Consider the following 26,656-nt stretch of genomic DNA (forward strand, 5'->3'; position numbering starts at 1 on the left):
GATAGTTTGTTTCCTCCATTTACTTGAAGTCTTCTAATGGATGTAAAGTATTTTCCTGTAGTTGGATCTTTTACTACCATTACTCCTGCTGTTATGAAGCTTGATGAGTCTTTTTCTTGAAATTTGTTTATTGGCAGAAGTTTTTCTAAATCTATATTTCTTTTTATTATGTTTTCTTTTATTGGTCCATTGTTAAGTATTTTATATGGCTCAGGATTAACTATTGCATCCATAAATCTTTCTATTCTGTTTTCATGATCTATGTTTAATAAGTCATATATTATTTCTCTATCTCCATAAAGACCTCCTATGGATGATATTTGACTGTTTCTTATTTTATTGAATAACATTGGTCTTTTATTGTTAAAGTGTTTAAGTACTGCGCCCATTTCATATATGGTATCTACTTCTTTATTACATTCTAAAAGCAGATTCTTTTCTCTTAGTCTTTCTAATACTGATCTAAGCATTTGCCTTTCCATAAGTAGCCCCCTTTCTACTCACCAGTCCATCTTTTTACTAAGTTATTATCTATTTCTAACATATCAAGTATTCTTCCTGTCATATTAAATACAATATCCTCTATGGTTTCTGGATGGTTGTAAAAACCTGGACTTAAGGGAAATATTGTAACATTCATTCTAGCTAGTTTTAACATGTTTTCTAGATGTATTGGACTTAGTGGTGTTTCTCTAGGTACTAATATTAATTTACGTCCTTCTTTTATGGTTACATCACAAGCTCTTGAAATCAAGGAATCGGAAAACCCATGGGCAACAGATGATAGTGTTTTCATGGAGCAAGGTAATACTATCATCTTGTCTACTTTAAAAGAGCCACTGGATATTGGGGCTGCAAAGTTCTTGTTGTCATGATAATGTGCTGCTAGAGATTTTAGTTCTTCTAAGCTAATTCCACATTCATGTTCTGTTACATATTCTCCCATAGTGGATACTACAAGATGAGTTTCTATGTTTAATTCTTTTAGTGCTTTTAGAAGTGATACTGCATATATTGATCCGCTTCCTCCTGATATTCCTACCACTATCTTCAATATTATCTCTCCTTATACTTTTCCTTTCATAAAACTATAAATTACTCCTCCACAAGAGCAACGGCTCTAATAGGTGATCCTGTACCTTCTCGAATTTTTAATGGCAACCCAATATATAAGAATCTTTTGTTTGCCACCAGATCTAAGTTACATAAGTTTTCTGTATTTGTAATATTGTACTCGCCGCATACTAAATGGGCAGAGAAGTGAGTATCATCTGGGGTTAAATCTATGGCTGGTGCATCTACACCAATGTTTACTACACCATTTTCGGCTAACCACTTAGCTGCATCATAGCTTAACCCAGAATAATCTGTCTGAAATTTTTCTGTGCCAAAATTCCTATTATGATGCCCTGTATATAATAGTACTATATCTCCTTTTCGAATTGATTGACCTGATATTTCCAAAGCATCTTCTAAATCTCTAGTTTCAATGTAATTAGGATATCTAATATGACTTAAATCTAAGCATATGGCACTTCCCCAAAAATATTCTAACGGCATTCTATCTATAGTAGGTCCATTAGGGTTATATTCCCACACCCCATCACTATGGGTACCTCCATGCTCACTAATCAGAAGGTTTCTTGCTGAAAATCCTAAAGTTTTACTTCCAGTAGCCTCCATATTCTCTTCATGTGTCATATTGGTCATTATAAATGTCTTTTGATGCATAGGAAATACTGACATACCTTGATATATTTCTTGTGACAAATCAATAAGTCTATATCCCAAGGCTATTCCTCCTCGTATAATATATTTATAACTTCTTTTACAACTATACCCTTAATATATTTAATATCCTCATCTTTTAATATTCTCCATAATCTTTACAATACTAGGGCACAGAAAAGCGCCCTAGTATTGTAAAATCTATTATAAAGTGTCCATTAATTCTTGTGATGTAACTACATCTCCAATGACATAATCAATGTTTTTTAAGAATGCTTCATGTAGCTCTATGCTTGTACCTGCTACGCAATCAGAAAGAACTATTGCATTCATATCTCTTTGCTGCGTATCTAATGCAGTAGCATATACACAAACATTCGTTGCTGCTCCTGTAATTATTAGGCAATTCTTTTTAAGGCCTTTCATCAATATTTCTAGATCAGTAAGATAAAATCCACTATATCTCCTTTTAATAATTACATAATCATCATCATCTGGTTCAAGTTCATCTAATATCTCAATTCCTGGTGTTCCTTCCAGACAATGTTCTGGTTCGCTTCTTTCCAATTCTAACCCAAAATCTACTTTTTGTGTTCTATGACTTTCCTTAGTGTAAAATACAGGAATATTATTATTTTTTGCCCACTCTTTTATTCTTCTGATATTTGGAATTATTTCTCTTCCACCAGGACATTCTATTGGTGCTCCTTCAGAAATAAAATCATGCTGCATATCAACAATAATTAATGCACAGTTCTCTTTTTTTATCTTCCATAAGTTGTTAATAGACATAAATATCCTCCTCAAATTAATATTTTAAAATATATTCATTAAAAACCTAGTAGCTATACCAGCGATCATCCCTATAAATGGATCAGTGACAGCTGTTACTATAGCTGTTACACCTCCTACAATTGGTGTACCTTCTAACCCTAGACCCATATGGGAGGGAAATACGACTATAGCTCCTAGTACAAATAAAAAGCCTGCTATTGATTCACTAGGCACATATTTAGCGATTTTTGGCAATAGCTTAGTAAACAAAATTGCTGCTATGATAAGCATCATTATAACTCCACTTATGACTGGGTTAGGCGCTACTGCTGTACCACTTATTATAGCCTCAACAGGCCCACCCCCAAAGAATGCACTTACAGCATCAGCAATACCTGAATATAATGTTACAGCGTCTACATTAACTGGTTTGTTTGCTATACTGCCTGTTATACTTGAGTAAGCAATATTTCCACCAATTTGAAGTGTTACTACAGCCAAAGTACTACGAATAATATTTTTACTAAAATTAAATTTTAGCGGTATGAATCTTTCATATTCTAGATTCACTTCTTCATTATTAGATACTTTATTTTTTTTATTTAAATATAGCCATAATAGCGAACTAGCAAAAACACTTATTACTATGGTATATACTAAATTGCTAGTTAGAAAGTAAGTAAAAATAGCTGTTAACATAGAAACTCCACCTGCTGTCTTATCTGCCTTAACCATATCTATTCCTACTTTAGCTAGTAAAAAACCTACTCCTGCCATCATTCCATTGAGAATAGACGGTCCTATAAAATCAATTGTTGGCTGTAATAGTCCTATCCCACCAATTATAGCCATCAAAATACCAGTAAAAAATACAATATTTAATCTTTCATTTCTATCTTTACCCAAGGTTCCAGCTAATACGATTGCTTCAGCTTGAAATGATATTGGTGCAACTTGACCAAATAATAACATTCCTACAGTACCTGCAAGAAAACCTAATGCTGTGGGAAATGCTCCAAATCCAAAATTTAGTGCAAGTAACCCTTGTGGTAACCCATTAATTACTACAGCTATGGCTGCTAGGAAATCTTGAAAAGTCATTTACGACCACTCCTTTAATAGTAATAAATATCATATTACAATATCACCAATAATTCTTAATACATAATACTTCCATAGTAAGTATAATAATTTTGGTTAATATAGGTATTATCCTACTTACTTATCCAACAAATTTAATATATAGTATCCTAGTTATCTCATCTAACCCCTCCTTCTATTAATTTGGAAGCATATCATCTTATTTACTCAGTCACTAAGTATTGGTCACTCCTCCTTAACTTGTAATATTTATTCTTTATAATCTACTTAATATATATTGCAAATACTATACCAAAACTTTACTAATTCTAACCCTGCAAATTTAGCCATTCATAAAATAGATTGAGAAAATGAAAACGATATCTGCGGAACTTTTTTCCTTAGATATCGCTTATTCGACTTTTTTCTACAAATTGTTTGAATTTTCAACATTTATATGAGTTTTAAATTACAGAAAAATTTTCCTCTTTATTGGCGAGGGGAAATATTTTCTTAATTTCTATTATGAATTTAATTATTCTTTGTATCTTTTTCTTCCATATATTTTTTAAACTTATTTCTTATAGTTCTATCTGTTATGCCCAGCACTTCAGCTGTTTGTTTCTGATTATGGTTACATAATTCAAAGGTTGATAAAATAACCTTTTTTTCAATATTTTCCAAAGTATCTCCTATGAATACTGGTATCAATTTCTTACCTACTATTTTATTGGATTTTCCATCTGGATTTAAATGCGCTAAAATATCTTTTTTAGTTAATACTCCCCCTTCTGAAAGCGCTATTGCTCTCTCGATTAAATTTTCTAACTCTCTAATGTTTCCGTTAAACTCATAATTCTCCAGTGCTTCAATAAAATCATATTCCACCTTATCAATGTTCTTGTTTAAAATTCTACTATATTTATAAATAAAGTGATTGACTAAAAATGGAATATCTTCTTTACGTTCACGTAAGGGTGGTAAATTAATATTTATAACGTTTAATCTATAATATAAATCTTCTCTGAACCTTCCTTCATTAACTAAGCTAAATAGGTCTTTGTTTGTAGCTGCTATAATTCTAACGTCCACGTCAATTTCTTCCTCTGCTCCAAGGGGTGTTATCTTCTTCTCTTGAATTGCATGTAGAAGCTTGCCTTGTAGTGAAATATCTAAGTCACCTATTTCATCTAGAAAAAGTGTTCCTTTATTTGATAATTCAAAATATCCTTTTTTATCTTTCATTGCACCAGTAAAAGCACCTTTTTTATAACCGAATAATTCACTTTCCAATAACTCACTTGGGATGGCCGCACAATTAACTGTATTCATTCGTTCTGCCCTTCTATTTCCCATTTCATGAATTGTCCTTGCTAATAAACCTTTGCCAGTCCCACTCTCACCAGTTAATAATATATTAGAATCAACATTTTTTATTTTCTCCACAGTATTTAATACATTTTTCATACTTTCAGATTTAGATATTATGCCATATTCATAATATTTTCCCCTTGTTTCTTCCTCTAAAGTATCTAACTGTTTATATAGATTATTTACCTCTACTCCCTTTGCAATTATGAATTCTAATTCCTTTAAGTTAATTGGTTTTGTTAGATAATTGAATATTCCACTTTTAATAGCTTCTATAGAAGATTTGATTGTACCAAATGCTGTTATTATTATTACCACAGCATTTGGATTAATTTCTTTAATCTCATAATATAAATCCATACCATTTTCATTTCCAAGCTTCAAATCTAATATGGTCACAGATATATCATTGTTAATAAAATAATACAAAGCATCTTTGGAATTATACGCTAAAAACAAATTATATTTTTTCTTTAAAGCAAATTTAAAGGTTTCAACAATTGATACATCATCATCTACAATTAATATATTATCCATTATTACATTTCTCCTTTATTGTTAAATATCAAAGAAACTTTCGTACCATTTTGTATATTGGTTATTTCAATATTACCGTTATTTTCCTTTATTAATTGATAGCATATAAATAAACCTAGTCCCGTACCACTTGGCTTTGTAGTAAAAAATGGATCAAATACCTTTGATAAATCTGATTCAGCTATAGGCTCTCCATCATCTTCAATTACTATTACTTTAGTGTCTTTGTTCTCAAATGAATATATTTTAATTATCCCACTTTCTTTTATAGAGTCACTTGCATTCTGAATTAAATTTATTAAAACCTGCTTAAGTTGGTTAGGGTCCGCAATAATTGAAAATTCTTCTGCTATATCTATACAAAATGTAATATTCTTCTCAGCTTTTATCAATTTATAGAATAAGCTCAAAAGCTCATTATCAAAAAATTGCTTAACATTAATCGTTGTCAATTCTGCTTCTTTTGGCTTTGAATATTCCAGTAGATTAGAAACTAATTTATTTATATAATCTACTTGTTTTGGTACATGGTAAAGTAATGATTCCCTAAACTCTTCTTCATCAATATGTTCTGGCATCAATTCAGTAAAATTTTTAATGCTAGTTAAAGGATTTCTCAATTCGTGAGCTACATTTAATAAAAGAAATCCTAGTGATTCCATTTTATCTTTTCTTATAAGAAATTCTTCTAGTTTTGTCTTTTCTGTAATATCCTTAAAGTTAATCAATACACCCATTAACTCATTCTTTTTATCTAAGAGCTTAATATAATTTACTTCAAGATAATAGTATACATTGTCTATATTAATCTTGATCTTACCGTAATATGCATCTTGATAATAATCTAGTATCCCTTGAATAATATTTATATTAAATATATTAGCTATTTCAGTCTCATAAAAAGATTTAAAAATTAAATCTTTGGAATCAATATGCAGTAATTTTTCTGCAAAATTATTAACAGCACTAATTCTACCTAGTTTATCAATATAGATTACTCCCGTGTCCACATTTTCGATAATTTGCTTACCATAATAAACAATATTTTGACCAAACCATTTATCGTATATACTCTCATAAACTCCATTTGCTTTTATTCTATCCATACCAATTTTAAATTTAAAAGCAGTATTTGAGTTACCTTTATTAAATGCAATACCATATCTAGTTATATTTATTGGCTTTCCTAATAGCTTAAAGCCACCTTTAATTCCTAGCTTATCCATATAATAAAGTAATGTAAGCTTATTCCCAATAACTATATCTACTTCTTTTGACAGCAGCAGTCTTAAATTATTCTCATGGTTTGTTGATATTAACATTGATTTATTATTACCACGGGAGCGAATTTTTTTTATTAACTCATATCCGTCATTTTCTTGCACAGCAACTTTATAATCGTTTAAGTCTGTTAAATCATTTAAGTCATTTCTATCAATCAATGCAATCGCTGAATGAAATACAGTTATATATTCTGATGCAAAAACATATTTTTCTATTCGTTCTCTACTTATAGACATGCCCTGAATCGCATCGCATTCTCTACGTTCCATTTTTTTTATTGCATCATCCCACTCTAATAGCTCTATATTCACATCAAATCCCATCTCTTTAGCAATACTTTTAGTTATATCAATATTAAATCCTTCTATAGCACCTTTTTCATTAATAAATTCAAAAGGCGGATGTTTTATACTAGCACAAATCCTCAATTTATCCATTTGAATTCTCCTTTTGTAAGTTGCCGTTTTCCCTATATTATCTACATATAAAATAAAAATAATCTTATAGAATATTCTTAATATTATTTTTATAATATCATACTGAAGATATTTTGGGGACATAAAATTATTTAAAACAAAACTTCCCTCAATCCTAAAATGATTAAGGGAAGTTAATTAGTTTATATATTTTGTTTTTCTCTGATCTTCTTTTAATTTTTCTGGAGTAACGTCATTTCCTTCTTCGTCTAATACCTTTACATGCATGAGGGTATTTTTCATATTTCCCCTAAATATAGCGAGGTATTCTTGACGTAGCCTTTGTTGTTCTTCCTTTTCTGATTCTGTTAATCCAATAGTCTTGGCTTTATGCGCAAGTTCGTTTATTCTCTTTATTAAATCCTTCATCTAATCTCTCCAATTCTTTATGAATTACTTATTAGATTTTATCATGTGTTTAATCATTCTTCAACAAGTAAATCTTTCTTCTTCATCCACTTATATATAATAAATCCAATACTGTCAGCAAGTGCCCATCCTATTGGAACAGACCACCATATTCCTTTTTGTGCTATAGACGGAATACCTGAAAGCACATATGCCATAAGAACTCTAGTACCTAATGAAATTATTGTAAGAATTAGTGATACATTTAATGCACCAATGCCCCTAAAAAATCCATAAAACATAAACAAAAATCCTATTAATACATAAAATATCGAGATTATAGATAAATATTGCACACCTAATCTTATCACATTTGTTTCATTTGCATTTACAAATATCTTCATTAGATTCCCTGAATTTATATAGATCAATGTAGACATTATTAGACAGAATATTATTATAGTCTTTACAGCGGACTTCAATCCTTGAATTATCCTACCATTCTCTTTAGCCCCTTTATTCTGAGCTACATAGGTTCCAAAGGCATTCCCAAAGTCTTGAACAGGTAAATATGCTATAGAATCTACCTTACCAGCTGCAGTAAATGCTGCAATAGTATCTGATCCAAAAGTATTTACAATACCTTGAACACATACCATTCCGAAAGTCATAATGGATTGTTGAATTGATGTAAGAAAGCTAAATTTACCTACTTTCTTTGCTATCTCTCTATCGAATACTAAATCTTCCCGTTTTAGTCTAATAAATGGTACTTTGGCAAATGCATATATTAAACATAAAATTGAAGAAATAGCCTGAGCAATTATTGTAGCAAGAGCTACTCCAAATACCCCCATATTAAAAACTATAACAAAGACTAAATCTAATACTATATTTATTATAGCTGCTAATATTAGAAAGTATAAAGGTGTTCTTGAGTCTCCAATAGATCTAAGAAGAGCTGAACAAGCATTATAAAGATAAACAAATATTAATCCTCCAAAAATAACCTGCAAATATACTTGAGAATCTGGAAATATATCTTCAGGTGTATTTATGAGCTTTAACATTCCATTAGTGTTAAATACTAAAACAATTGATAATACTAATGTAAAAATTCCTATAGATAAAAATGATATATATATGGTTTTTCTAAGATTAGAATAATTTTTTTCTCCAAAATAATAGGAATATACTACTGAAGCACCCATACACAGTCCAATTATTACAAATGAAAAAAAGTTCATAAGCATAAAGGATGAACCCACTGCTGCTAATGCATTCTTTCCTACAAAATTTCCAACTACTACTGAATCTACTATATTATATAATTGCTGAAACAAGTTTCCAATTAACATGGGGAAGGTAAAAGCTATTAAAGTTTTCGTTGGATTCCCCTTTGTCATATCTGTTATCATTTATTTTCATTCCTTTCTCTACCTGTACTATTGTAGTGTAACATGAATAGAGATATAATTAAAATAGTAAAATATTATAGAATATATATAATTTTTTATATAGGGGAGTTAATTATGGATTTAAAACAACTTTTGTATTTTGTTACAGTTGTAAATGAAGGAAATATAACTGCTGCTGCAAGAAAGTTACATATCGCACAACCTGCACTTAGTAATCATATAAAAAATCTTGAAGATGATTTAGATATGAAACTATTTCACAGGGGTCCGAGAAAAATAACTCTTACAGATGCAGGGGAAATCCTTTACACTAAAGCAAATAATATTCTTGAGCTAAAACATTCTATTAGAAGAGAATTAGAAGATAATAGATCCGGATTTAAAGGGACGTTGAAAATTGGCACCATATCAGCCATAGATGCCGACTTACTAGAAAATAATTTTCTTAAATTTCACCAAAAATATAATAATATAAAATATGAATTATATGAAGGCATAACCCCTGAAATTATTGAAATGTTATTTTCAAGGGTTATTGAGATTGGAATTGTAAGGACACCCTTCGATAAAACAGGACTCAATATTACTTATTTGAAAGTTGAGCCTATGATAGCGGCATATAAAAATGACGATGATTTAGACAAACTAGGGTCTAATATTTCAATAGAACATCTTAACGAAAAACCTCTCATAATCTATCGTAGATTTGAAAGTATAATAATTTCTGCATTTCAAAAAGTTGAAATAAGTCCATATATTTTCTGTATAAATGATGATTCTAGAACTTCCTTGCTATGGGCAAATGCTGGTCTAGGAGTTGCTATTGTTCCAATATCATCTAAGAATCTTGTACTTGCAAATAATTTGAAGTTCAAAGTTATAGATAATGAATCTTTATTTACTCAAGTTGCAATAATAACACTTGAAAATAGTAGTTTATCTTCTGTTGCAACTAATTTTTTAAAAGAAATTACAATAGACCCTCTCTCTATTTAAGAAATAAGGGTCTATTAATTTTCTTTTAATTTTAATTCTACTTCAATCTCTTCAATAGTTCCTTTAAATATTCATAGGTTCTTTTTGTAGATAAAATACTGAGTCTCTCCTTAGGTGTGTGGACATCATACATGTTTGGCCCAAATGAAATGATGTCTAAGTTTGGATATTTCTTGGCAAATACACCGCATTCCAAGCCTGCATGAATTACTGTTGATTCCATTTCTTTTCCAAATACTTCCTTGTATAGTGCTAATGCTGTATCTCTTAATTTTGATTCAGGGTTATACTCCCATTCTGGATAATTACCACTAATGCTATAGGAGGCATTAGTTTTATCTATTTCTTCTAGGATATTTTGACGTAGTTCTAATAACACACTTTCTGCTGAACTCCTAGTTGATACTTGAATTATGATTTGCTCTTCTTCTGTTTTGATTATAGCTAAATTGCTAGAGCTTTCTACTATCTCTTCATTTTGGGGAAGTCTAGTAAATACTCCTGTTGAAATAGAATCAATAAGCAAAATTAAAGAACTAAGAACCTTTGAACTTAAAACCTTTGAAACCAAATTACCTTTTGTAATTCCTATGCTAATATCTGGCTCTTCTAGCTTATTTTCATCTATAATTTTCTTTCTGATTTCTTCAATCTTATCATTAAATCTAGATAAATCTTCAGAATTCACCCCAATCTTAGCCCTACTCTGTCTTGGAATAGCATTATCTTTAGTTCCACCTGTAATAGATATCAATTTTATGTCTATAGTTTCTTTTATTTCCCTTAATATAGAATTTAATATCTTATTAGAATTACCTCTAGGTTTATGGATTTCCATACCAGAATGTCCTCCCATCAAACCTCTAACCTCTATCTCAATTTCATAGGAATCAGAAACTTCTTCATATTCTATTGGAATTTTTACTTCAATTAATTCTCCTCCAGCAGACCCTGTTACAAGTACTCCTTCTTCTTCTGAGTCTACATTCAATAGCCTAGTTCCTTTTAAGACACCCTCAGATAATCCAAGAGCTCCATCCATCTCAGTCTCTTCAGACGTGGTTACTAACAACTCTATACTAGGATGTTCCAAAGTAGTATCTTCAAGAATTGCTAACCCCATTGCTACAGCTATTCCATTATCTGCTCCCAAAGTAGTTTTATCTGCATGAATATAGTCTCCATCAATTTCTAATTTAATAGGATCTTTATTAAAATCATGACTGCTAGTATCTTCTTTTTCACATACCATATCCATATGCCCTTGTATTATAACTCCTTCTGAATCCTCATATCCTAGTGTAGCAGGTTTTCTAATGATGACGTTAAGTACATTATCTTGAATCGTCTCAAGACCTAGCTTCTTCCCAATCTCTCTTATATAGTTGCTAACATTCTCTTCATTATAAGAGCATCTTGGAATTTGAGATAATTGCTCAAAATAATAAAACACTCTCTTTGGCTCTAAATTTTCTAATTTATTCATAGGTTTCTCCATATTCTCATCTCCTAATCCTTTTAAATATATTTCCAATGTTTAATGATTCTTATGCAATATAAAAAAGGATGGTTGATTCTACTTCCCATCCTTAAAAAAGTCCTCTTATTATCATTGTAAATCCTAAAATAGCTAATGGAATACCTAGAATAGCACCAATAAATGTTAAACTCAAAACAATACCTAATATCAGAAAAGCAAATCCTAACATAATAGCTACTAGTCTTCCAGTCATTTTCATTATGCCTTCAACCAATTTTCCTAATGCAATAAAAGGAAAAAATAAAAATTTCATCTTCTTATCCCCCTATTTTTATCTAATATATTCATTATATGAAATTTTACTATATCTAGTTCTTCTTTATAACAAATATATTAATTTAATACTCCATATCGATGATAATATCGCTATCTAAATTTGGATTTATCTCTTTTATTAGCTCTGCCAGTTCTATTTTAAATTCTTCTTCTGAAAACTGTTTATCACTCTTATTTCCATCTACCACTACGTGAAAAACCACAATCTTACTTCCATTATCTTCTATGATATTGAAGTCATGCATAGATTTAATAAATGAGTCTTTTTTTATTCTATTTTTTATTTTATTCATAATGTCAACAGACTCTTTTGATTGAAAGCCTATAGGGTCCATATGAATTACTAAGTGTAGATTAAACTTTTCACTTAATTCCCTTTCTGCCTGATCAATTATATTGTGAATTGTAACTACATCTATATCCGATGGTATCTCTGCATCTATTGTAGCCATTACTTTACCTGGCCCATAGTTATGAACTATTAAATCATGTACACCTAATATATAATCATAGGAAAGAACTCCTTCGGTTAATTCTATTATCAAATCCTCATGAGGAGCCTCACCAATTAATTGACTAAGAGTTTCTTTTACTAGTGAAAATCCTGAGTATAGAATAAATATAGATACTAAAATTCCTACATACCCATCAATAGGATATTCTGTAATTAGTGATAAAAGTAAAGAAAAGGCTACTACAGAAGTAATAATCACATCACCTAAAGCATCTGTAGCTGTTGCCTTTAAAGCTGCTGATGAAATCTTATTTCCAAGTTTTCTATTAAAAAAGCTTAGCCATATTTTGAGAGATATAGATATTACTAATAATATAAAAGGGATTATCTGAAATTCTATAGCCTTTGGGCTAATTATCCTATCAACTGATGATTTAACAAATTGAAATCCTACTACCATAACCATAAATGCTATTATCAATGCTGTTAGATACTCTATCCTTCCATGACCATAAGGATGTTCTTTATCTGGTGGCGCATTTGAAAGTTTAAATCCTATTACAGTCATAATAGAAGAGGCAGTATCAGATAAATTATTAAAAGCATCAGCAGTAACAGCAATTGAAGACATTATTAATCCCGTAATAAGCTTTAATATAGATAACAGTAAATTTACAAACAATCCTACGAAACCAGCAATATACCCTATTCTTTCTCTTACACTTTTGTCTAAATAATTATGATTTCCTTTCGTAGCAAGGTTTAAAAAATATTCTGTCAATATGCTTCCTCCTTTGAGATTTATAATAATATATTTGATAATTATACTATATCTTTTAATTATACCCAAATATATAATTAAACCTCTAAAAGTATTATATACTAAATAAAAGAAACTGACTCCAACTCTATCTTCAGAGTGAAAGTCAGTTTCTTTTATATCTCAGCTAATAAGAATTCCTGATCTCTTTATTGCCATTTTGACTAATCTATATATAAAAACTGTACCTATTGTATTTACTAAAGTTGTAGGGATAACTATCCCTATTACCAGTGCACTCATAGGCGCTGGCAAGCCAGAAATAAAAGCAGCTGAAGTTAGAAATACCATACCACTAATAAAGGTTCCAATTCCTCCTAATAATCCTACTACTAAAAAATTAATATTAATCTTACTAAGATATTTTATTAAAACAAATAATACTAGGCAGGTTATTAACTTATCTAATATATTAGGTATCTGTCCTCCTGGAAAAGATGTTGTCATAGCTGAAAGTAAACCACCTAATATTCCTGTTAACATGGCATTTTCAAATTTAGTGTTTAATAGAAGGGATACAAACATAAATATCAATAAGAAGTCAAATTTCATACCTCCTAGTATCCCTGGTGTAATTTGATGCATAATAAGACCTATGGCTAATAGCAATGTTGTAAAAATATTGTTTTTTAATTTCATAATATCTTTCTCCTTTTTTAGTTTTATTTTTATTCTTCCAATCACTTAATTCTGTTCACAACATTCTATTTCACCACCTTTATATTATAATACGCAATCTCGCAACTCAAATCTATTTACTCGTTATCAGTCGCATAAATTTGGTGCTCGTTGCCTTTTTGTCCAATAAGCGTAGCGAATTGTAGACAAAACGGACAGCGAAGCGAGTGGTGCGTTTGACCTACCTGCTATTCACTTCGTTCATTGGATTAGGCAATCTGACGCAGTCTCGAAACACAAATTCATTTACTCGCTACGCTCATATGAATTTGGTTCTCGTTGCGTTTGACCTACTAAAGCTTACTATCGTTCGCTAAGTTAGGTCATAAAAAAAAGTCCTTCATCCATGAAAGGACGAAAGACTAGTATTTCGCGGTACCACCTTAATTAGATTATCATTAAATAATCTCACTCAACAGATACGTAGCATTGCTATATATCCTGTTTCTATAACGGGAAACCCCCGGTATTAGCTACTCTGATAAAAATCATTTCACCAAACTCCTTGTAGATCCATTCATTAAACCTCTGGTATTGGACTTTCACCTACGCCAACTCTCTAAAACCATATTGATTTAACTACTACTTCTACGCATTAGATTTAACTTAATTTTTATCATTCTACCATAGCATCATAATGAAGTCAATGGAAATTTTTATAAATCCTAATTTCAAAAATATTTGCTAATCCTTTAGCTATATTTGATGGACCAGAGACTGAGAATTATATATAGAATATTTATTCAAATTTGGATTAGAATAATACTATTGACTTAAAAGTAGAAATAAAATCAGTTATACGAAAGGAATGATACTATGACGGATAAGATGGATAATAGAAAAGAAGACGATATTAGCATAAATATAATTTCTGCCCCAAATAATGTTAAACCTGTTTCTAAAGCACCAGTTGGAAATGCTGCAAAGGATGCATTCTGCATATATGCAGGTACGAGGCATGCTGTTGGCTCGATAATAAAAATGGAAGACGGGTCAGAGGTAGTATGTACTGATGATGGGACATGGCAAAATACTTAAAAAATTTAACTCCTCAACCATAATGGCTGAGGAGTTATTTATATTACGCTTCCATGGATGCTCCCATGAACATAGCTATATCATCTTCTACATTTGATATTGTTCCTATTCCAAAAGTATCTACTAATACTTTAGCCACATTTGGTGAAAGGAATGCTGGTAATGTTGGTCCTAAGTGAATATTCTTTACACCTAAGTGTAATAGTGCAAGTAATACTATTACTGCCTTTTGTTCATACCAAGCTATATTATATGCTATTGGCAATTCATTTATGTCATTTAATTCAAATATTTCTTTTAGTTTAAGAGCTATAACTGCTAAAGAGTAGGAGTCATTACATTGTCCTGCATCTAATACTCTTGGAATTCCACCTATATCTCCTAGATTTAGCTTATTATATTTATATTTTGCACAACCAGCTGTAAGGATTACTGTATCTTTTGGAAGTGCTGCTGCAAAATCAGTGTAGTAATTTCTACTTCCTTGTCTTCCATCACAACCTGCCATTACAAAGAATTTCTTTATAGCTCCTGATTTAACTGCATCTACAACTTTATCTGCTAATGCAAATACTTGTGCATGAGCGAATCCACCTACGATTTTACCTGTTTCTATTTCTGTTGGAGCCGGCAATCTCTTTGCATGCTCGATTAATTCTGAGAAATCTTTAGGCTTTCCGTCTACTCTGTCTGCTATATGTTTAAATCCTGGATAACCTGACGCACCTGTTGTATATACTCTATCAGCATAAGATGCAGCTGGCGGTACTATACAGTTTGTTGTAAATAATATAACTCCATTGAATTTTTCAAATTCTTCTTTTTGTTTCCACCAAGCATTTCCGTAGTTCCCTACAAAGTGATCGTATCTCTTAAATGCTGGATAATAATTAGCTGGCAGCATTTCACCATGAGTATAGATATCTACTCCAGAGCCTTTAGTTTGTTCTAATAATTCTTCAAAATCTTTTAAGTCGTGACCTGATACTAATATTGCTGGATTATTTCTAACACCTATATTTACTTCTGTTATTTCTGGATTTCCATAGGTAGAAGTATTAGCCTTATCAAGTAATGCCATTACATCAACACCATATTTACCTGTTTCCATTGTTAATGCTACTAAATCATCTGCTGTTAAACTATTATCTAATGTTGCAGCCATTGCCTTTCTAATGAATTTAGATATCTCTGGATCTTCATATCCTAAATTACTTGCATGTTCAGCATATGCTGCCATTCCCTTAACTCCATAAATGATTAATTCTCTCAATGATCTTACATCTTCATTTTCTGTAGCAAGTACACCTACTTCTTGACTAGTTGACTTAAACACTATTTCATCATCTGAATTAACTGTAAATATTGCTGCATCTGCTAAGTCGCCTAATTCTATACCTTTTTCAGTCAAAGTAACCTTTAATACATCTCTTAATTTTAATGCCTCTTTAATCTTCTTAAAGAATCTTTCTTTGTCAAAGTTAGCATTTGTAATAGTCATAAATAAACTGTCTATTAAGAACCTATCTAGTACTGGAATTTGAATTTCTGCTTCGTCTGCCTTTACGCCTAACACTGAAATACCTTTTACTGCATAGATCATTAAGTCTTGTAATGCCGCTAAATCAGCTGTCTTTCCACACATTCCTACCTTTGTACATCCTTTTCCTCCCGCAGCTTCTTGACATTGATAACAAAACATACTCATTCTTTTCTTTCCCCCTATTTTATATTATTAGTGCTTGTTACACTTTATTGTTCTTACCTTATATCTGATATTATATATCTGTTTTAAAACTTATTCGGTAACCTATGTTACGGAATGAAAAAAATCTTAAGTTTATTTATAATTTCCATTTTTATCCAAATATGATACAATTAATGTCAAGTAAATATTTAAGTATGTACTTTACCTATTTAATATTTATAGACAAAGGAGAAAGATATGAATAGTAAAGATAACTCAAAGATTTGCATAATGATAGTACCTCATACAGAAAAGGTTAGAAAATTGGTAATACCTAGGTGGATGCCTAAAGCCCTATTATCTCTATCCTCTGCTTTCATTATAGTCTTATTGCTCTATATTAGTAGAAACACTACATATCAACTAAGTTTAAAAAAGGAAGCTAATAGTAAATCTTCTATTATTAATGACTTAGAAGAAGAAAATAGAAAAAAAGATATGGAATTGGCTGATCTTAAATCGCAAAATAAACAATTACAAGATAAGACAATACAAGTTGAAAATAAGCTTATGGAAATTGATGAATTACAAAGGGCTTTAGAAAAAATGGCTGGTGTCAGCAGTCCCTCTAAAGGCGGGGAATCAGGTCCAGATATATCTCTTAAGGATTTAGCTCCTGAGATGGAAATGGATATATTGACAGAAGTTTTAGAGGATAAGAAGTTGGAACTAGAGGTCTTTATAGAGGACTTAGAGGCTAGATTTGCTTATTTAGAATCTGTCCCTGATTCAATGCCTACATCAGGAAAACTTACTTCAAAATTTGGCAATAGGAAAAATCCCTTTGGGAGAGGAATTCAATTTCATCAAGGTATTGATATTGCAAACTCAAAGGGGACAGATATTATAGCTTCTGCAAAAGGTACTGTAATCTTCTCAGGGCGAAAAGGCGGATATGGAAAAACTATAATTATCGATCATGGCTACGGATACAAAACTTTATATGCTCATAATAATGATTTATTAGCTTCTGTCGGCGATAAAGTGGACAAAGGTCAATTGATTGCTGAAATGGGTAAAACAGGAAGATCTACTGGAAACCATCTGCATTTCGAAATCCACAAAAATGATAATCCTATAAATCCATTTGATGTACTAAAAGATTAGAATCTGAGGGGGATAAAGATGTTTAAAAAAAAGGAAGATGTTATTGTTGAAGATTTAGATTCTTTGATAGGTGAAAATATTAAAATTACTGGAAAAATAGAAGGTAAGGGAAATCTTCGAGTTGATGGTTTTATTGAAGGTGATATAAACTATGAGGGAAATATTGTTGTAGGTGAAACTGGAAAGGTCTATGGAAACATAAAGGCCAATGATATATCCTTAGCAGGAACTATACATGGAAATGTTGACTCAAAAACAAAGCTTGTCATTCTTCCTACGGGAACATTAATAGGAGATATTCAAGTCTCTAGTTTTGTAGTTCATGAAAATGCTAAATTTGATGGCAATTGTAAGATGCTAAGTAATAATGTTACGGAATTACATTCAAAAAGCAAAGCTGAAAATAGTAAGTAATAACTTAATTAAAAATGCCCTTAAAGTATACTTTAAGGGCATTTTTTAATAATTTTTTCCTGCTGCCATAATTCTTTCTGGATATGCTACTGAACAAGGTGTTACTCCATATACCATACTACAGTGAGGGCATTTTGTTTCTAGATGAGTCATTTCAAATTCATTTCCACATTCTATACATTTTATAATAACTCCTGGCGGCATTGGACGAGTGTTAAATCCCATCATTCTTATTTTATCTACTACCATCTTTCCATTTTCAAAAGTACCTGTACATCCATCATGCATTTTTATATTCCCCTTTCTGTCTAATTCACAGTTCACAATTCACTAGATAAACAAACCCTAAAGGACTACTGAATTATACCCTGCGGGGCAAATATCAGCAGCTAAGTGATGAACACAAAATCAAAAACCATGATTTTGGTTCCCTACTTAAGTTCACAATTAAAAAGATTAAAAAACAAATTATTCTTTTGGTCTTAATTGTGCATTGTGCATTGTTAAAACTTCTCCAATTCTAAGTCTATTTCTCATTCCTTGAATGATATTATCCATTTTCTCAAGCTCTAATAGTAATTCTTTTTCTTCATTGCTAGTTTCAATTATCTTATCTATACCACCATTTTTAATTACGATTCTTCTATCAGCCATAAGAGCTAATATTGGATCATGTGTAGCCATAAGAACTATTTTATCCTCAGATACTAACAACTCTAAGGCCTTTTTCCTGTCTATTCCTGCATTTTCAATTTCATCTATCAATACTATCGGTGAAGAGCTAAGTATTGCTGTATCTGCAATCATTAAAGCCCTTGATTGTCCACCACTTAAAGATGTCACTGGAGTCTCTAAATCAAATTTCTCACCTGCAAGATTATTGGCCGCACTGATTATTTTCTTTATTGTCTCTTCCACATCTTGAACTAATCTGCTCTGTGCATGGAGCTCTAAGAACTCCTTAACTGTAAGATCCATTACAAAGTTCATATTTTGCGAGAGCTGAGCTACTAATTTGTTATTAGAAGAAAATCTCCATTTCTTATCGGGCATCGCTCCATTTATTAATATTCCTCTGCCTGTAGGGGTATCCCTTTGGGCAGTCCACTCTATATCAGCTAATAACCTTGATTTTCCTGAGCCTGTAGGGCCTACTATGGAAACTATTTCCGATTTATTTATAGTTAATTCTTTAAATCCCTCTTTATCTCCTGATTTATTATGACCAGATAATATAGTCAAGGATTTCACCTTTGCATCTTCTTTTATACCTAAGAATTCCTTCATCTGTTCTATAAAGATTTCTAAGTCTGATGTTAATTTTTCTTTATTTATAGCCCAGTTTTCTATATCCTCTTGGCTAAAACTATCTAAGTATTCCTCAAAAGTTTTATCCTTATAATCTGTAGTATCCAATTTGTTTTCTTCAAAATAGCTAACTACAAAGGGATATTTTGCTTCAAGTTGTCCTATAGTCAAATTACTCATAATCATCACCTAATTCCATCTTTCTTACATTTCCCATTTGATATGCCTCTCCTATCCTTGTCTCTCCTAGACAATAGGAGCACATGGCTGCTGGCATTGGAAATCTTAGTTCCATTCCTTGCACGGAATCTATCTTTTGTTCCTCGTCAAATAATAAGGTACTTAATTCATAAGCTCCTTGACCTGTGAGCCCATTAATATGCATAGTAGTAGCCCTTGGATTTACTGAACTTACCTTTGAGGCGAAAACCTCTCTTTCTGCCTGAGATACTATATCACCCTTAGTGATAACCACTATATCTGCGGATTTTAACATTGGTCCAATCTTCTTTGGTGTATTTATCCCAGAAAGATTATCTATAACACAAACACCTTTTATATTTCTAATATATGGGGAGCATCTATTACAAAGTCCAGCTGATTCAGTAATTAACATATCTAATTCCATTTGTTTTCCCCATTTTACTACTTCTTCAATATTTGATGCAAAGAAATGGTCAGGACAAAGGGCACCTGAAAGCCCTTTTTTCACTGGTATTCCAGCCTTTTCATATAATATATCATCATCTGTATAGAGACAATCAAACTTAACCACTCCTACAGAAATCTTTCTTTGTTTTAGTGCTTCTATTGTTTTTAATATTATTGAGGTCTTTCCTGATGATGGGGGACCTGAAAATACAATTAAATTCATATATTATTCCTCCTTTACTGCATCATGGAATATTTTTTCACATTTTCTTATTAATTCACCAATATCATGATTATTTATATAATCCCAACCAAGCCACATAAATTTTTGAGTAGAAAATAGTTCATTATCCACCTCTGGATTAGTTGAAGGAAATTTTCCATTGGTTGAAAGAATCTCTCCTACTTCCTTAGAGAAGAAAAAGTCTACAAATGGTTTGGTTTTATCTTTAGTTTTCTTCTTAGCCAATAGAAATATTGGGCTAATTATAGCTCCATCCTCTGGCCAGACAGGCTTGAGAGGTGATTCATTTCTCACCATCTTAGTAAAGAAATATGGCATGATTGTCACAGTCGGTATCCCTGAATTAGTTTTTTTGGTATGGGATTTTACCATTTCAGCTGGATGCATACTTCGAAGTAACGTCTTTCCAAGATTGGTTATTCCTTCTTCACCATAATTCTTATATATATTTAATAATATTGCATTAAATAAATCAAAATCTCTCATAGGTAATGATACTGAGTTTTCAAACTCTGGTTTTAGCAAATCTGCCCAAGACTTAGGCATCTTTCTATCTCCTAATTCTTCAGTATTTACCATAAATACGGCAGGAACTACTGCTATTACTGAATATTGTTTCTGTGGGTCTTTCAGATCTATTTCTTCATTATCAAAATCCTTATTTAATTTGTCTAAGCCTGTAATATCTTCAAATATATCTCTAGCTTTAAATTTTCCCATTAATCCCTTATCGAAAAATAAATCAAATCCAGCAGACATAAATAAATCCGATAGAGAATCTTCATTATCTGATTCTATCCTTTCCTTTATCCAATCCACTCCCAAATTTGCTGACTTTAATTCATAATCAATTTTAAAATCAAACTTATCCTTATTTTCATCCATCCAAGCATTAAAACCTTCTAATAATGGGACTCTTACAGGACAAGGAAGAACCCCTTCTATTTTTATATCTCCGCCATTATTTTGATTTGGCGCGGCTAAGGCTGAGTCTACGGACATTCTATTGCTCTCTATTGCATCTATTAGCTTTTGAGTAAATAATTCTACATTGACCTTTTTAGTCATGCAAGCCATTTCTAAAGAAATTGTCTTGCCCATTATCTTTCTCATTTTCTCATTGCCCAGTTGCTCAAAACCGTTGGCTACAAATATATCTATAGTTTCTGGATATTTTTCCGTTATGTCATATACTTTATCTTTTATATCAAAATATTTATTCATTTTATTCCTCCTAAAATTCTTTCCCGACATTGTATAAATTTATTATAACTCTGAAAACAAAAAAAATCGGTAACTATTGTTACCAATTTTAAGTTATTTCTTAAGGTCTCTTATTTCATCTTCTAACGCCGATATTCGTCTATTTAATTTATAAATCACTGGAATATATCCTAATAGAATAATTATCCACAACCACATGATAACCCTACTATAATTTAACTTTAGATTTTATATAATATATCCTTCTTTAATTCCTCGGATTTTTCTTCTCCTAATAAGTATTTAATTATCTCTATGGCAAAATCTACAGCTAATGCTGGTCCTCTTGCTGTTATGATACTTCCATCCCTCACCACATTTTGTTCAATATAAACTCCATTCTTTAAATCATCCTCAAACCCTGGATATGATGTGATTTCTTTATCTTTTATTATGCCAGCTCTTTCAAGAACTATTGGTCCTGCACATATAGCAGCTGTAAGCTTCCCATTTTCATTGATTTTCTTTACTACATCAATCACTTTATCATTATCCCTAAGATTTGTAGCACCTGGTAGTCCTCCGGGAATAATTACAGCATCATAATCATCTATATCTTTAATGTCATTTATAGTTTTATCTGCAAGAACTACAATTTCATGTGCTCCCTTTACTTCATTATCTTCAGTAATAGAAACGGTATCTACGTTAATATCCTTTCTTCTAAGATAATCAACTACTGTTAAGGCTTCTACTTCTTCAAAACCCTCTGCTAAAAATAAAATAACCTTCTTCATATAACCCCTCCTATTTTTCTCTATGTATTTATCTATACCCAAGATTTTGTGAAATATAGCATATTACCTACTATTAGCTTATTTAAACTTAAGATAATCTATCCCTATAAATGATCTTTTAGAGAAATTATACATATCAACAATTTAAATTATATGTATAATACTTAGTAAAGTACTAATTTAAACTATCAGTAAAAATTTATAAGGAGTGAGAAAAATGATTTTATATGCTGCTATATTAGAAACCATCGATGCAAAAAAAGATAGTGAAATACTAGACATACATAAAGCTTATCTTCAAAAATTTATCGATGAAGGTAAAATATTTGCTAAAGGTCCTTTTACAGATCATAGTGGGGGACTCGTAATCTATAAAGCTAATTCCTATGAAGAGGCTAAAGAAATGGCTGAAAATGACCCAGCTGTATTACAAAAATCCCGTACCCTAATATTAAAGGAATGGCGCAGCAATATAGAATAGTATAAATATTATTCTATATATTAGATAAAATAACTCTATAATAATTAACGTTTAGCATATACCCTGCGCGGGTATATACTTTTTAGAATTATTTAGAGGAGAGTGTATTAAAATGGAGTTAAGATATGAAAAGGTTACAAATAAATCCTTTGATGAAGCTATAAGGAGTATAACGGAAAGCCTCAAGGAAAAAAAGTTTGGTGTACTATGGCAATTAAACTTTAAGGATAAGATGAATGAACACGGAATTGATTTCCCTAATAATTTTATGATTCTGGAAGTTTGCAATCCCCATAAGGCTAATGAAGTACTTACTAAGCATATTGAAATGGGTTATTTCCTGCCATGTAAAATGGTAGTATACGAAAAGGATGGAACTGTAAGAATAGGAACTGCAAGGCCAGAGATATTAATGAGTATGTCAGGCCATGATGATCTCGGAGATGTGGCTAGTGAAGTAGAAAAGATATTAATAGAAGCCATAGATAATGCTATATAAAATATTTTTTATAGAAGGTGGTCAATAAGATCACCTTTTTGTTTTATAAAAGAAAAGTATTGACCCACTATGGGTATTATAATATATAATAAGTAAATATCAGTTATCTGTACTAGATAAGGAGAATTTAACTATATGAATAATCTAAAAAAATGGGCTCTAAAAATTATATCTGCTCCGCATATAAGTTTAAAGAAATATTATAAGCAATATCGTAAAATACTAAATGTATTGAATCCGCCATCGGAACCAATTTACAAAATGTTGGATCACAAAATCATGGTAGAAGATAGAGAAATTCCAGTGCGTGTTTTTATACCTAAAGCCAATCCACTTTCTAAGGTCATGATTTTCTTTCATGGCGGTGGATGGGTTACTGGAAATATTGATTCCTATACCAATGTATGTGCAAATATGGCCAATAAAACTAATCATATTGTTATTTCAGTAGATTATCGTTTAGCTCCAGAAAATCCTTTTCCTGCGGGGGTAGAGGATTGTTATTATGCTGCTAGGGAGATCTTCTCCAAACCTCAAATACTTGGTTGCAGTCAAGAGGATATTATATTAATCGGTGATAGTGCCGGAGGTAATTTGGCGGCAGTAGTTTCACTTATGGCAAGAGATCGTGGAGAATTCTTACCTAAGAAACAGATTTTAATATATCCTGCTACAAATTATGATCATAGCGAAAGTTCTCCTTATCCGTCTGTAAAAGAAAATGGAACAGATTATATAATGACTTCAAAGCGAATACAGGACTATATGGATTTATATGTCAAAAATGAGGAGGACAGATTAAATCCATATGTAGCACCAATATTAGCTAAAGAACTCTCAAATCAGCCTAAGACATTAATTGTTACAGCAGAATTTGACCCACTTAGAGATGAAGGAGAAGCTTACGGAATAAAGCTACAACAGTTTGGCAATGATGTGAAGATATATAGAATGAAAGACGCTCTTCATGGCTTTATTTCAAATCCCCTAAGCTCAGATGATACTGATAAATGTTATGAGATTATAAACTTATTTTTAAATGATAAAAATTATTGAAGTGAGGAAGTACTATGAAACAGCAAAAAGAAGTAAATTGGACTAAACTTGATAATGCATCAAAACTTTTTCCTGCAGTTGCCAATAATAAGGATACTAAGGTTTTTAGACTTGCCTGTGAATTATATGAAGATGTTGATCCAAAGATTTTGCAAAAGTCTTTAGATTTAACTATTGAGAGCTTTCCACTATATAAATCTGTCTTAAGAAGAGGAGCCTTTTGGTACTATTTCGAATCCACAGATACTAATCCTAAAGTGGAATTAGAGTCTAATTCACTTTGTGCTCCTCTTTATATAAAAAATCAAAGAAACTTATTAATTCGAGTATTTTACTATAGGAAAAGAATAAATGTGGAAATTTTTCATTCTCTTACTGACGGTGCAGGTGTTATTTGGTTTATGGAGACACTTATATATCATTATATGACTATTAGATATGGAGATATATTTGGAGATAGGATACCTGAACTAAACTTCAAAGCATCAATAAGTCAAAAGATGGATGATAGTTTTGGCAAGAATTATAATAAAGAAGATAATCCTAGTCAAAAACTCAAAAACAAAAAAGAGAAAAAAGAAAAATCTCGACCTGCTTATCATATTAAAGGAAATAGAATAGCAGAAAACAGAATGAAACTAATTGAAGGGTCTATGTCCGTAAAGGCCGTTTTAGATATAGCTCATGAATATAATACTACTTTAACAATATTTATGACATCCCTACTCCTTTATTCTATTTATAAGGAAATGCCTGCTAATAAGAAAAAAAGACCTGTGGTTTTATCTGTTCCGATTAATTTAAGGCAATACTATGAATCAGCCACAGCTAGAAATTTCTTTAGTACTATGAATATTAGTTATCAATTTAATAATAGCAGTCCTGATTTTGAAGAAATAATTCAGAGTGTAAGTGAAGGTTTTAAGAAAGGATTGACCAAGGAGCAGTTAGATAAACAGCTGAATCACTTTATGTCCTTAGAAAAAAATCTACTTACAAGGGTGATTCCCCTACCCATTAAGGATTATGTTCTTCGTATAGCCAATAGGCTAAATGATAGGAAGATAACATCATCTATTTCAAATATTGGGAAGATCATCATGCCTTCAGAGTTTAATAACTACATACGACAATTTAGTATTTGCGTCAGTGCTAGAAGACCTCTGATAACCTTATGTACCTATGAAGACAGAATTGTCATTAGCTTTACATCACCCTTTGAAGAAACCGATATACAAAAAACATTTTTTCAGTTTCTTTCACAAAAGGGAGTTGAAATTGAAATCACATCAAATCTTTAGAAAGAAGGAAAATACCATGCAATATTGTACTCACTGCCGACTCTATATACGGGAAAATCGAGAAAAATGCACCTTATGTGGTAATATCTTACCACATACTAATATCACTCATAAAGATGAGGATATTTTTCCTAGAATACCTCCTTATTATGAAAGTCATCTAGCCATTAAAATAATGATTTTTATTTCTATTGCAGCCGTAGTAATTAGCTTTGCAATCAATATACTCTTTCCCTCTGATATAAATTGGCCACTATTATTAGTATTTGGGCTGCTTAGTATGTGGCTAGGATTAATTTCTATTATACAAAAAAGATATCATATACCTAAAAAAATTGTACGTCAAGTTGCAATTATATCGTTGTTAGCCATTTTCTGGGACTGGGAAACAGGCTGGAGAGGCTGGTCCTTAAACTACGTAATCCCTATTGCTTGTGTGGCTGCTATGATAGTTATGTATGTAACAGCAAAGATCATGAAACTAAGCGTAAGAGATTATATTACTTATGCTTTAATAGATGGATTATTCGGCATAATTCCCGCTTTATTTATGATATTTGGTTGGATAAAGATTATATATCCAACAATAATATGTGTATCCTTAAGCATTATATCCTTATCAGCTGTATTTATTTTTCAGGGAAAGAATATAAAAATAGAGATGAGTAAAAGAATGCATATATAAATCAGTGGAGTCCTCTCCACTGATTTATATATGTGTTTTACATTTATTTTATTTCTTATTTACATCTCTTTCTACTAAAGTAACCTTTATCGTATCTCCTGGTTGTTTGCCTATTTTTGCTCGGATATCCTTTCTGATACCGATTATATGATATGGAGTCTTCATCCTCACAAGACTGCCCTCATATGGTTCTCCATCGAATGTAGCAGTAACAGGTACACGACCCTTTCCAAACTCAACCTTTACATCAAAGGGTATCTCTATATATGCACCATCAATATCAGGAACTTTCTTTATTTCAGCTTCAAATTCATATACCTTTTTCACTTTTAGACCTCCTGTACA

29 protein-coding genes and 1 other annotated feature are annotated in these 26,656 nt (G+C 31.3%); of the genes, 9 read left to right on the forward strand and 20 right to left on the reverse strand.

Annotated features, from left to right (window positions below):
• The 9 genes from KQI38_RS11025 to KQI38_RS11065 form a co-directional block, all read right to left on the reverse strand.
• Positions 1 to 482, reverse strand: a 482-nt coding sequence (locus tag KQI38_RS11025; RefSeq protein WP_246565786.1) for a UbiD family decarboxylase domain-containing protein, incomplete at its 3' end; no start/stop codon positions are given.
• Positions 483 to 496: 14 nt separating this feature from the next.
• The gene (locus tag KQI38_RS11030; RefSeq protein ID WP_338114464.1) at positions 497 to 1,045 is read right to left on the reverse strand and encodes a UbiX family flavin prenyltransferase; all 549 of its coding nucleotides are present in this window, start codon (positions 1,043 to 1,045) and stop codon (positions 497 to 499) included.
• 50 nt (positions 1,046 to 1,095) lie between these two features.
• Positions 1,096 to 1,791 carry a cyclase family protein gene (locus tag KQI38_RS11035; RefSeq protein WP_216559390.1) on the reverse strand — a complete coding sequence of 232 codons (696 nt, stop codon included), beginning with the start codon at positions 1,789 to 1,791 and terminating at the stop codon, positions 1,096 to 1,098.
• Positions 1,792 to 1,932: 141 nt separating this feature from the next.
• A complete protein-coding gene (locus KQI38_RS11040; RefSeq protein ID WP_094904490.1) occupies positions 1,933 to 2,520 on the reverse strand; it encodes an isochorismatase family protein in 588 nt (195 codons plus the stop codon).
• A gap of 24 nt (positions 2,521 to 2,544) precedes the next feature.
• A complete protein-coding gene (locus tag KQI38_RS11045; RefSeq protein WP_216559392.1) occupies positions 2,545 to 3,603 on the reverse strand; it encodes an NCS2 family permease in 1,059 nt (352 codons plus the stop codon).
• A gap of 510 nt (positions 3,604 to 4,113) precedes the next feature.
• On the reverse strand, positions 4,114 to 5,490 hold the full coding sequence (locus KQI38_RS11050; protein WP_094904488.1) for a sigma-54-dependent transcriptional regulator: 1,377 nt from the start codon (positions 5,488 to 5,490) through the stop codon (positions 4,114 to 4,116).
• A gap of 2 nt (positions 5,491 to 5,492) precedes the next feature.
• Entirely contained in the window at positions 5,493 to 7,211 is a 1,719-nt protein-coding gene (locus KQI38_RS11055; protein WP_216559394.1) for a transporter substrate-binding domain-containing protein, read from the reverse strand.
• A gap of 177 nt (positions 7,212 to 7,388) precedes the next feature.
• Positions 7,389 to 7,619 carry a DUF896 domain-containing protein gene (locus tag KQI38_RS11060; RefSeq protein ID WP_216559396.1) on the reverse strand — a complete coding sequence of 77 codons (231 nt, stop codon included), beginning with the start codon at positions 7,617 to 7,619 and terminating at the stop codon, positions 7,389 to 7,391.
• Between the two features lie 53 nt (positions 7,620 to 7,672).
• Positions 7,673 to 9,016, reverse strand: a complete 1,344-nt coding sequence (locus KQI38_RS11065; protein ID WP_216559397.1) for an MATE family efflux transporter — start codon at positions 9,014 to 9,016, stop codon at positions 7,673 to 7,675.
• Positions 9,017 to 9,130: 114 nt separating this feature from the next.
• On the opposite strand from KQI38_RS11065, the gene KQI38_RS11070 reads away from it, so the two are divergent.
• Positions 9,131 to 10,012, forward strand: a complete 882-nt coding sequence (locus KQI38_RS11070) for a LysR family transcriptional regulator (protein ID WP_216559399.1) — start codon at positions 9,131 to 9,133, stop codon at positions 10,010 to 10,012.
• Between the two features lie 37 nt (positions 10,013 to 10,049).
• On the opposite strand, the gene KQI38_RS11075 is transcribed toward KQI38_RS11070, so the two are convergent.
• The 4 genes from KQI38_RS11075 to KQI38_RS11090 all read right to left on the reverse strand — a co-directional run bounded on the left by KQI38_RS11075 (position 10,050) and on the right by KQI38_RS11090 (position 13,741).
• Positions 10,050 to 11,510: an aminoacyl-histidine dipeptidase gene (locus KQI38_RS11075; protein WP_246565788.1), complete on the reverse strand. Its 1,461-nt coding sequence runs from the start codon at positions 11,508 to 11,510 to the stop codon at positions 10,050 to 10,052.
• Between the two features lie 91 nt (positions 11,511 to 11,601).
• Entirely contained in the window at positions 11,602 to 11,805 is a 204-nt protein-coding gene (locus KQI38_RS11080; RefSeq protein WP_216559401.1) for a hypothetical protein, read from the reverse strand.
• Between the two features lie 85 nt (positions 11,806 to 11,890).
• Positions 11,891 to 13,063, reverse strand: coding sequence for a cation diffusion facilitator family transporter (locus tag KQI38_RS11085; protein ID WP_216559403.1), 1,173 nt, complete (start codon positions 13,061 to 13,063; stop codon positions 11,891 to 11,893).
• A 162-nt stretch (positions 13,064 to 13,225) separates the two neighbouring features.
• Complete coding sequence (locus tag KQI38_RS11090; protein WP_216559405.1) at positions 13,226 to 13,741, reverse strand: tryptophan transporter; 516 nt, start codon at positions 13,739 to 13,741, stop codon at positions 13,226 to 13,228.
• 386 nt (positions 13,742 to 14,127) lie between these two features.
• Positions 14,128 to 14,385, reverse strand: a binding site (T-box leader).
• Between the two features lie 211 nt (positions 14,386 to 14,596).
• On the opposite strand from KQI38_RS11090, the gene KQI38_RS11095 reads away from it, so the two are divergent.
• Positions 14,597 to 14,818 (forward strand): hypothetical protein, encoded by a 222-nt coding sequence (locus tag KQI38_RS11095; protein ID WP_246565789.1) that lies wholly within the window; start codon positions 14,597 to 14,599, stop codon positions 14,816 to 14,818.
• Between the two features lie 43 nt (positions 14,819 to 14,861).
• Here the strand turns inward: KQI38_RS11095 and hcp are convergent, their stop codons facing one another.
• Positions 14,862 to 16,526, reverse strand: a complete 1,665-nt coding sequence (hcp, locus tag KQI38_RS11100) for a hydroxylamine reductase (protein WP_246565791.1) — start codon at positions 16,524 to 16,526, stop codon at positions 14,862 to 14,864.
• Positions 16,527 to 16,763: 237 nt separating this feature from the next.
• Between hcp and KQI38_RS11105 the strand changes: the two genes are divergently transcribed.
• Both KQI38_RS11105 and KQI38_RS11110 read left to right on the forward strand, forming a co-directional pair.
• Positions 16,764 to 17,672 carry a M23 family metallopeptidase gene (locus KQI38_RS11105; protein WP_216559407.1) on the forward strand — a complete coding sequence of 303 codons (909 nt, stop codon included), beginning with the start codon at positions 16,764 to 16,766 and terminating at the stop codon, positions 17,670 to 17,672.
• Between the two features lie 18 nt (positions 17,673 to 17,690).
• Positions 17,691 to 18,086 (forward strand): bactofilin family protein, encoded by a 396-nt coding sequence (locus KQI38_RS11110; protein WP_094901876.1) that lies wholly within the window; start codon positions 17,691 to 17,693, stop codon positions 18,084 to 18,086.
• 45 nt (positions 18,087 to 18,131) lie between these two features.
• On the opposite strand, the gene KQI38_RS11115 is transcribed toward KQI38_RS11110, so the two are convergent.
• The 5 genes from KQI38_RS11115 to KQI38_RS11135 form a co-directional block, all read right to left on the reverse strand.
• On the reverse strand, positions 18,132 to 18,374 hold the full coding sequence (locus KQI38_RS11115; protein ID WP_216559409.1) for a hydrogenase maturation nickel metallochaperone HypA: 243 nt from the start codon (positions 18,372 to 18,374) through the stop codon (positions 18,132 to 18,134).
• A 180-nt stretch (positions 18,375 to 18,554) separates the two neighbouring features.
• Entirely contained in the window at positions 18,555 to 19,574 is a 1,020-nt protein-coding gene (locus tag KQI38_RS11120; RefSeq protein WP_216559411.1) for an ATP-binding cassette domain-containing protein, read from the reverse strand.
• Positions 19,567 to 20,268: a GTP-binding protein gene (locus KQI38_RS11125; RefSeq protein WP_216559413.1), complete on the reverse strand. Its 702-nt coding sequence runs from the start codon at positions 20,266 to 20,268 to the stop codon at positions 19,567 to 19,569. Before KQI38_RS11125 ends, KQI38_RS11120 begins: the two co-directional genes overlap by 8 nt.
• A 3-nt stretch (positions 20,269 to 20,271) precedes the next feature.
• Positions 20,272 to 21,513, reverse strand: a complete 1,242-nt coding sequence (locus KQI38_RS11130; RefSeq protein WP_216559415.1) for an ABC transporter substrate-binding protein — start codon at positions 21,511 to 21,513, stop codon at positions 20,272 to 20,274.
• Positions 21,514 to 21,734: 221 nt separating this feature from the next.
• Positions 21,735 to 22,289 carry a DJ-1 family glyoxalase III gene (locus KQI38_RS11135; protein WP_216559417.1) on the reverse strand — a complete coding sequence of 185 codons (555 nt, stop codon included), beginning with the start codon at positions 22,287 to 22,289 and terminating at the stop codon, positions 21,735 to 21,737.
• 217 nt (positions 22,290 to 22,506) lie between these two features.
• On the opposite strand from KQI38_RS11135, the gene KQI38_RS11140 reads away from it, so the two are divergent.
• The 5 genes from KQI38_RS11140 to KQI38_RS11160 all read left to right on the forward strand — a co-directional run bounded on the left by KQI38_RS11140 (position 22,507) and on the right by KQI38_RS11160 (position 26,311).
• A complete protein-coding gene (locus KQI38_RS11140) occupies positions 22,507 to 22,770 on the forward strand; it encodes a YciI family protein (protein ID WP_216559419.1) in 264 nt (87 codons plus the stop codon).
• Positions 22,771 to 22,882: 112 nt separating this feature from the next.
• On the forward strand, positions 22,883 to 23,269 hold the full coding sequence (locus tag KQI38_RS11145) for a DUF302 domain-containing protein (protein WP_094901859.1): 387 nt from the start codon (positions 22,883 to 22,885) through the stop codon (positions 23,267 to 23,269).
• Between the two features lie 135 nt (positions 23,270 to 23,404).
• A complete protein-coding gene (locus tag KQI38_RS11150; protein ID WP_216559421.1) occupies positions 23,405 to 24,325 on the forward strand; it encodes an alpha/beta hydrolase in 921 nt (306 codons plus the stop codon).
• Between the two features lie 14 nt (positions 24,326 to 24,339).
• On the forward strand, positions 24,340 to 25,626 hold the full coding sequence (locus KQI38_RS11155) for a hypothetical protein (protein WP_216559423.1): 1,287 nt from the start codon (positions 24,340 to 24,342) through the stop codon (positions 25,624 to 25,626).
• On the forward strand, positions 25,604 to 26,311 hold the full coding sequence (locus KQI38_RS11160) for a DUF6320 domain-containing protein (RefSeq protein ID WP_201259871.1): 708 nt from the start codon (positions 25,604 to 25,606) through the stop codon (positions 26,309 to 26,311). The genes KQI38_RS11155 and KQI38_RS11160 overlap by 23 nt, the downstream gene beginning before the upstream one ends.
• A 48-nt stretch (positions 26,312 to 26,359) precedes the next feature.
• Here the strand turns inward: KQI38_RS11160 and KQI38_RS11165 are convergent, their stop codons facing one another.
• Positions 26,360 to 26,638: a DUF1905 domain-containing protein gene (locus KQI38_RS11165; RefSeq protein ID WP_216559425.1), complete on the reverse strand. Its 279-nt coding sequence runs from the start codon at positions 26,636 to 26,638 to the stop codon at positions 26,360 to 26,362.
• Between the last annotated feature and the right edge of the window lie 18 nt (positions 26,639 to 26,656).

It is taken from the genome of Tissierella carlieri (assembly GCF_018917285.1).
In the GTDB taxonomy this organism is placed as follows: Bacteria; Bacillota; Clostridia; order Tissierellales; family Tissierellaceae; genus Tissierella; species Tissierella carlieri.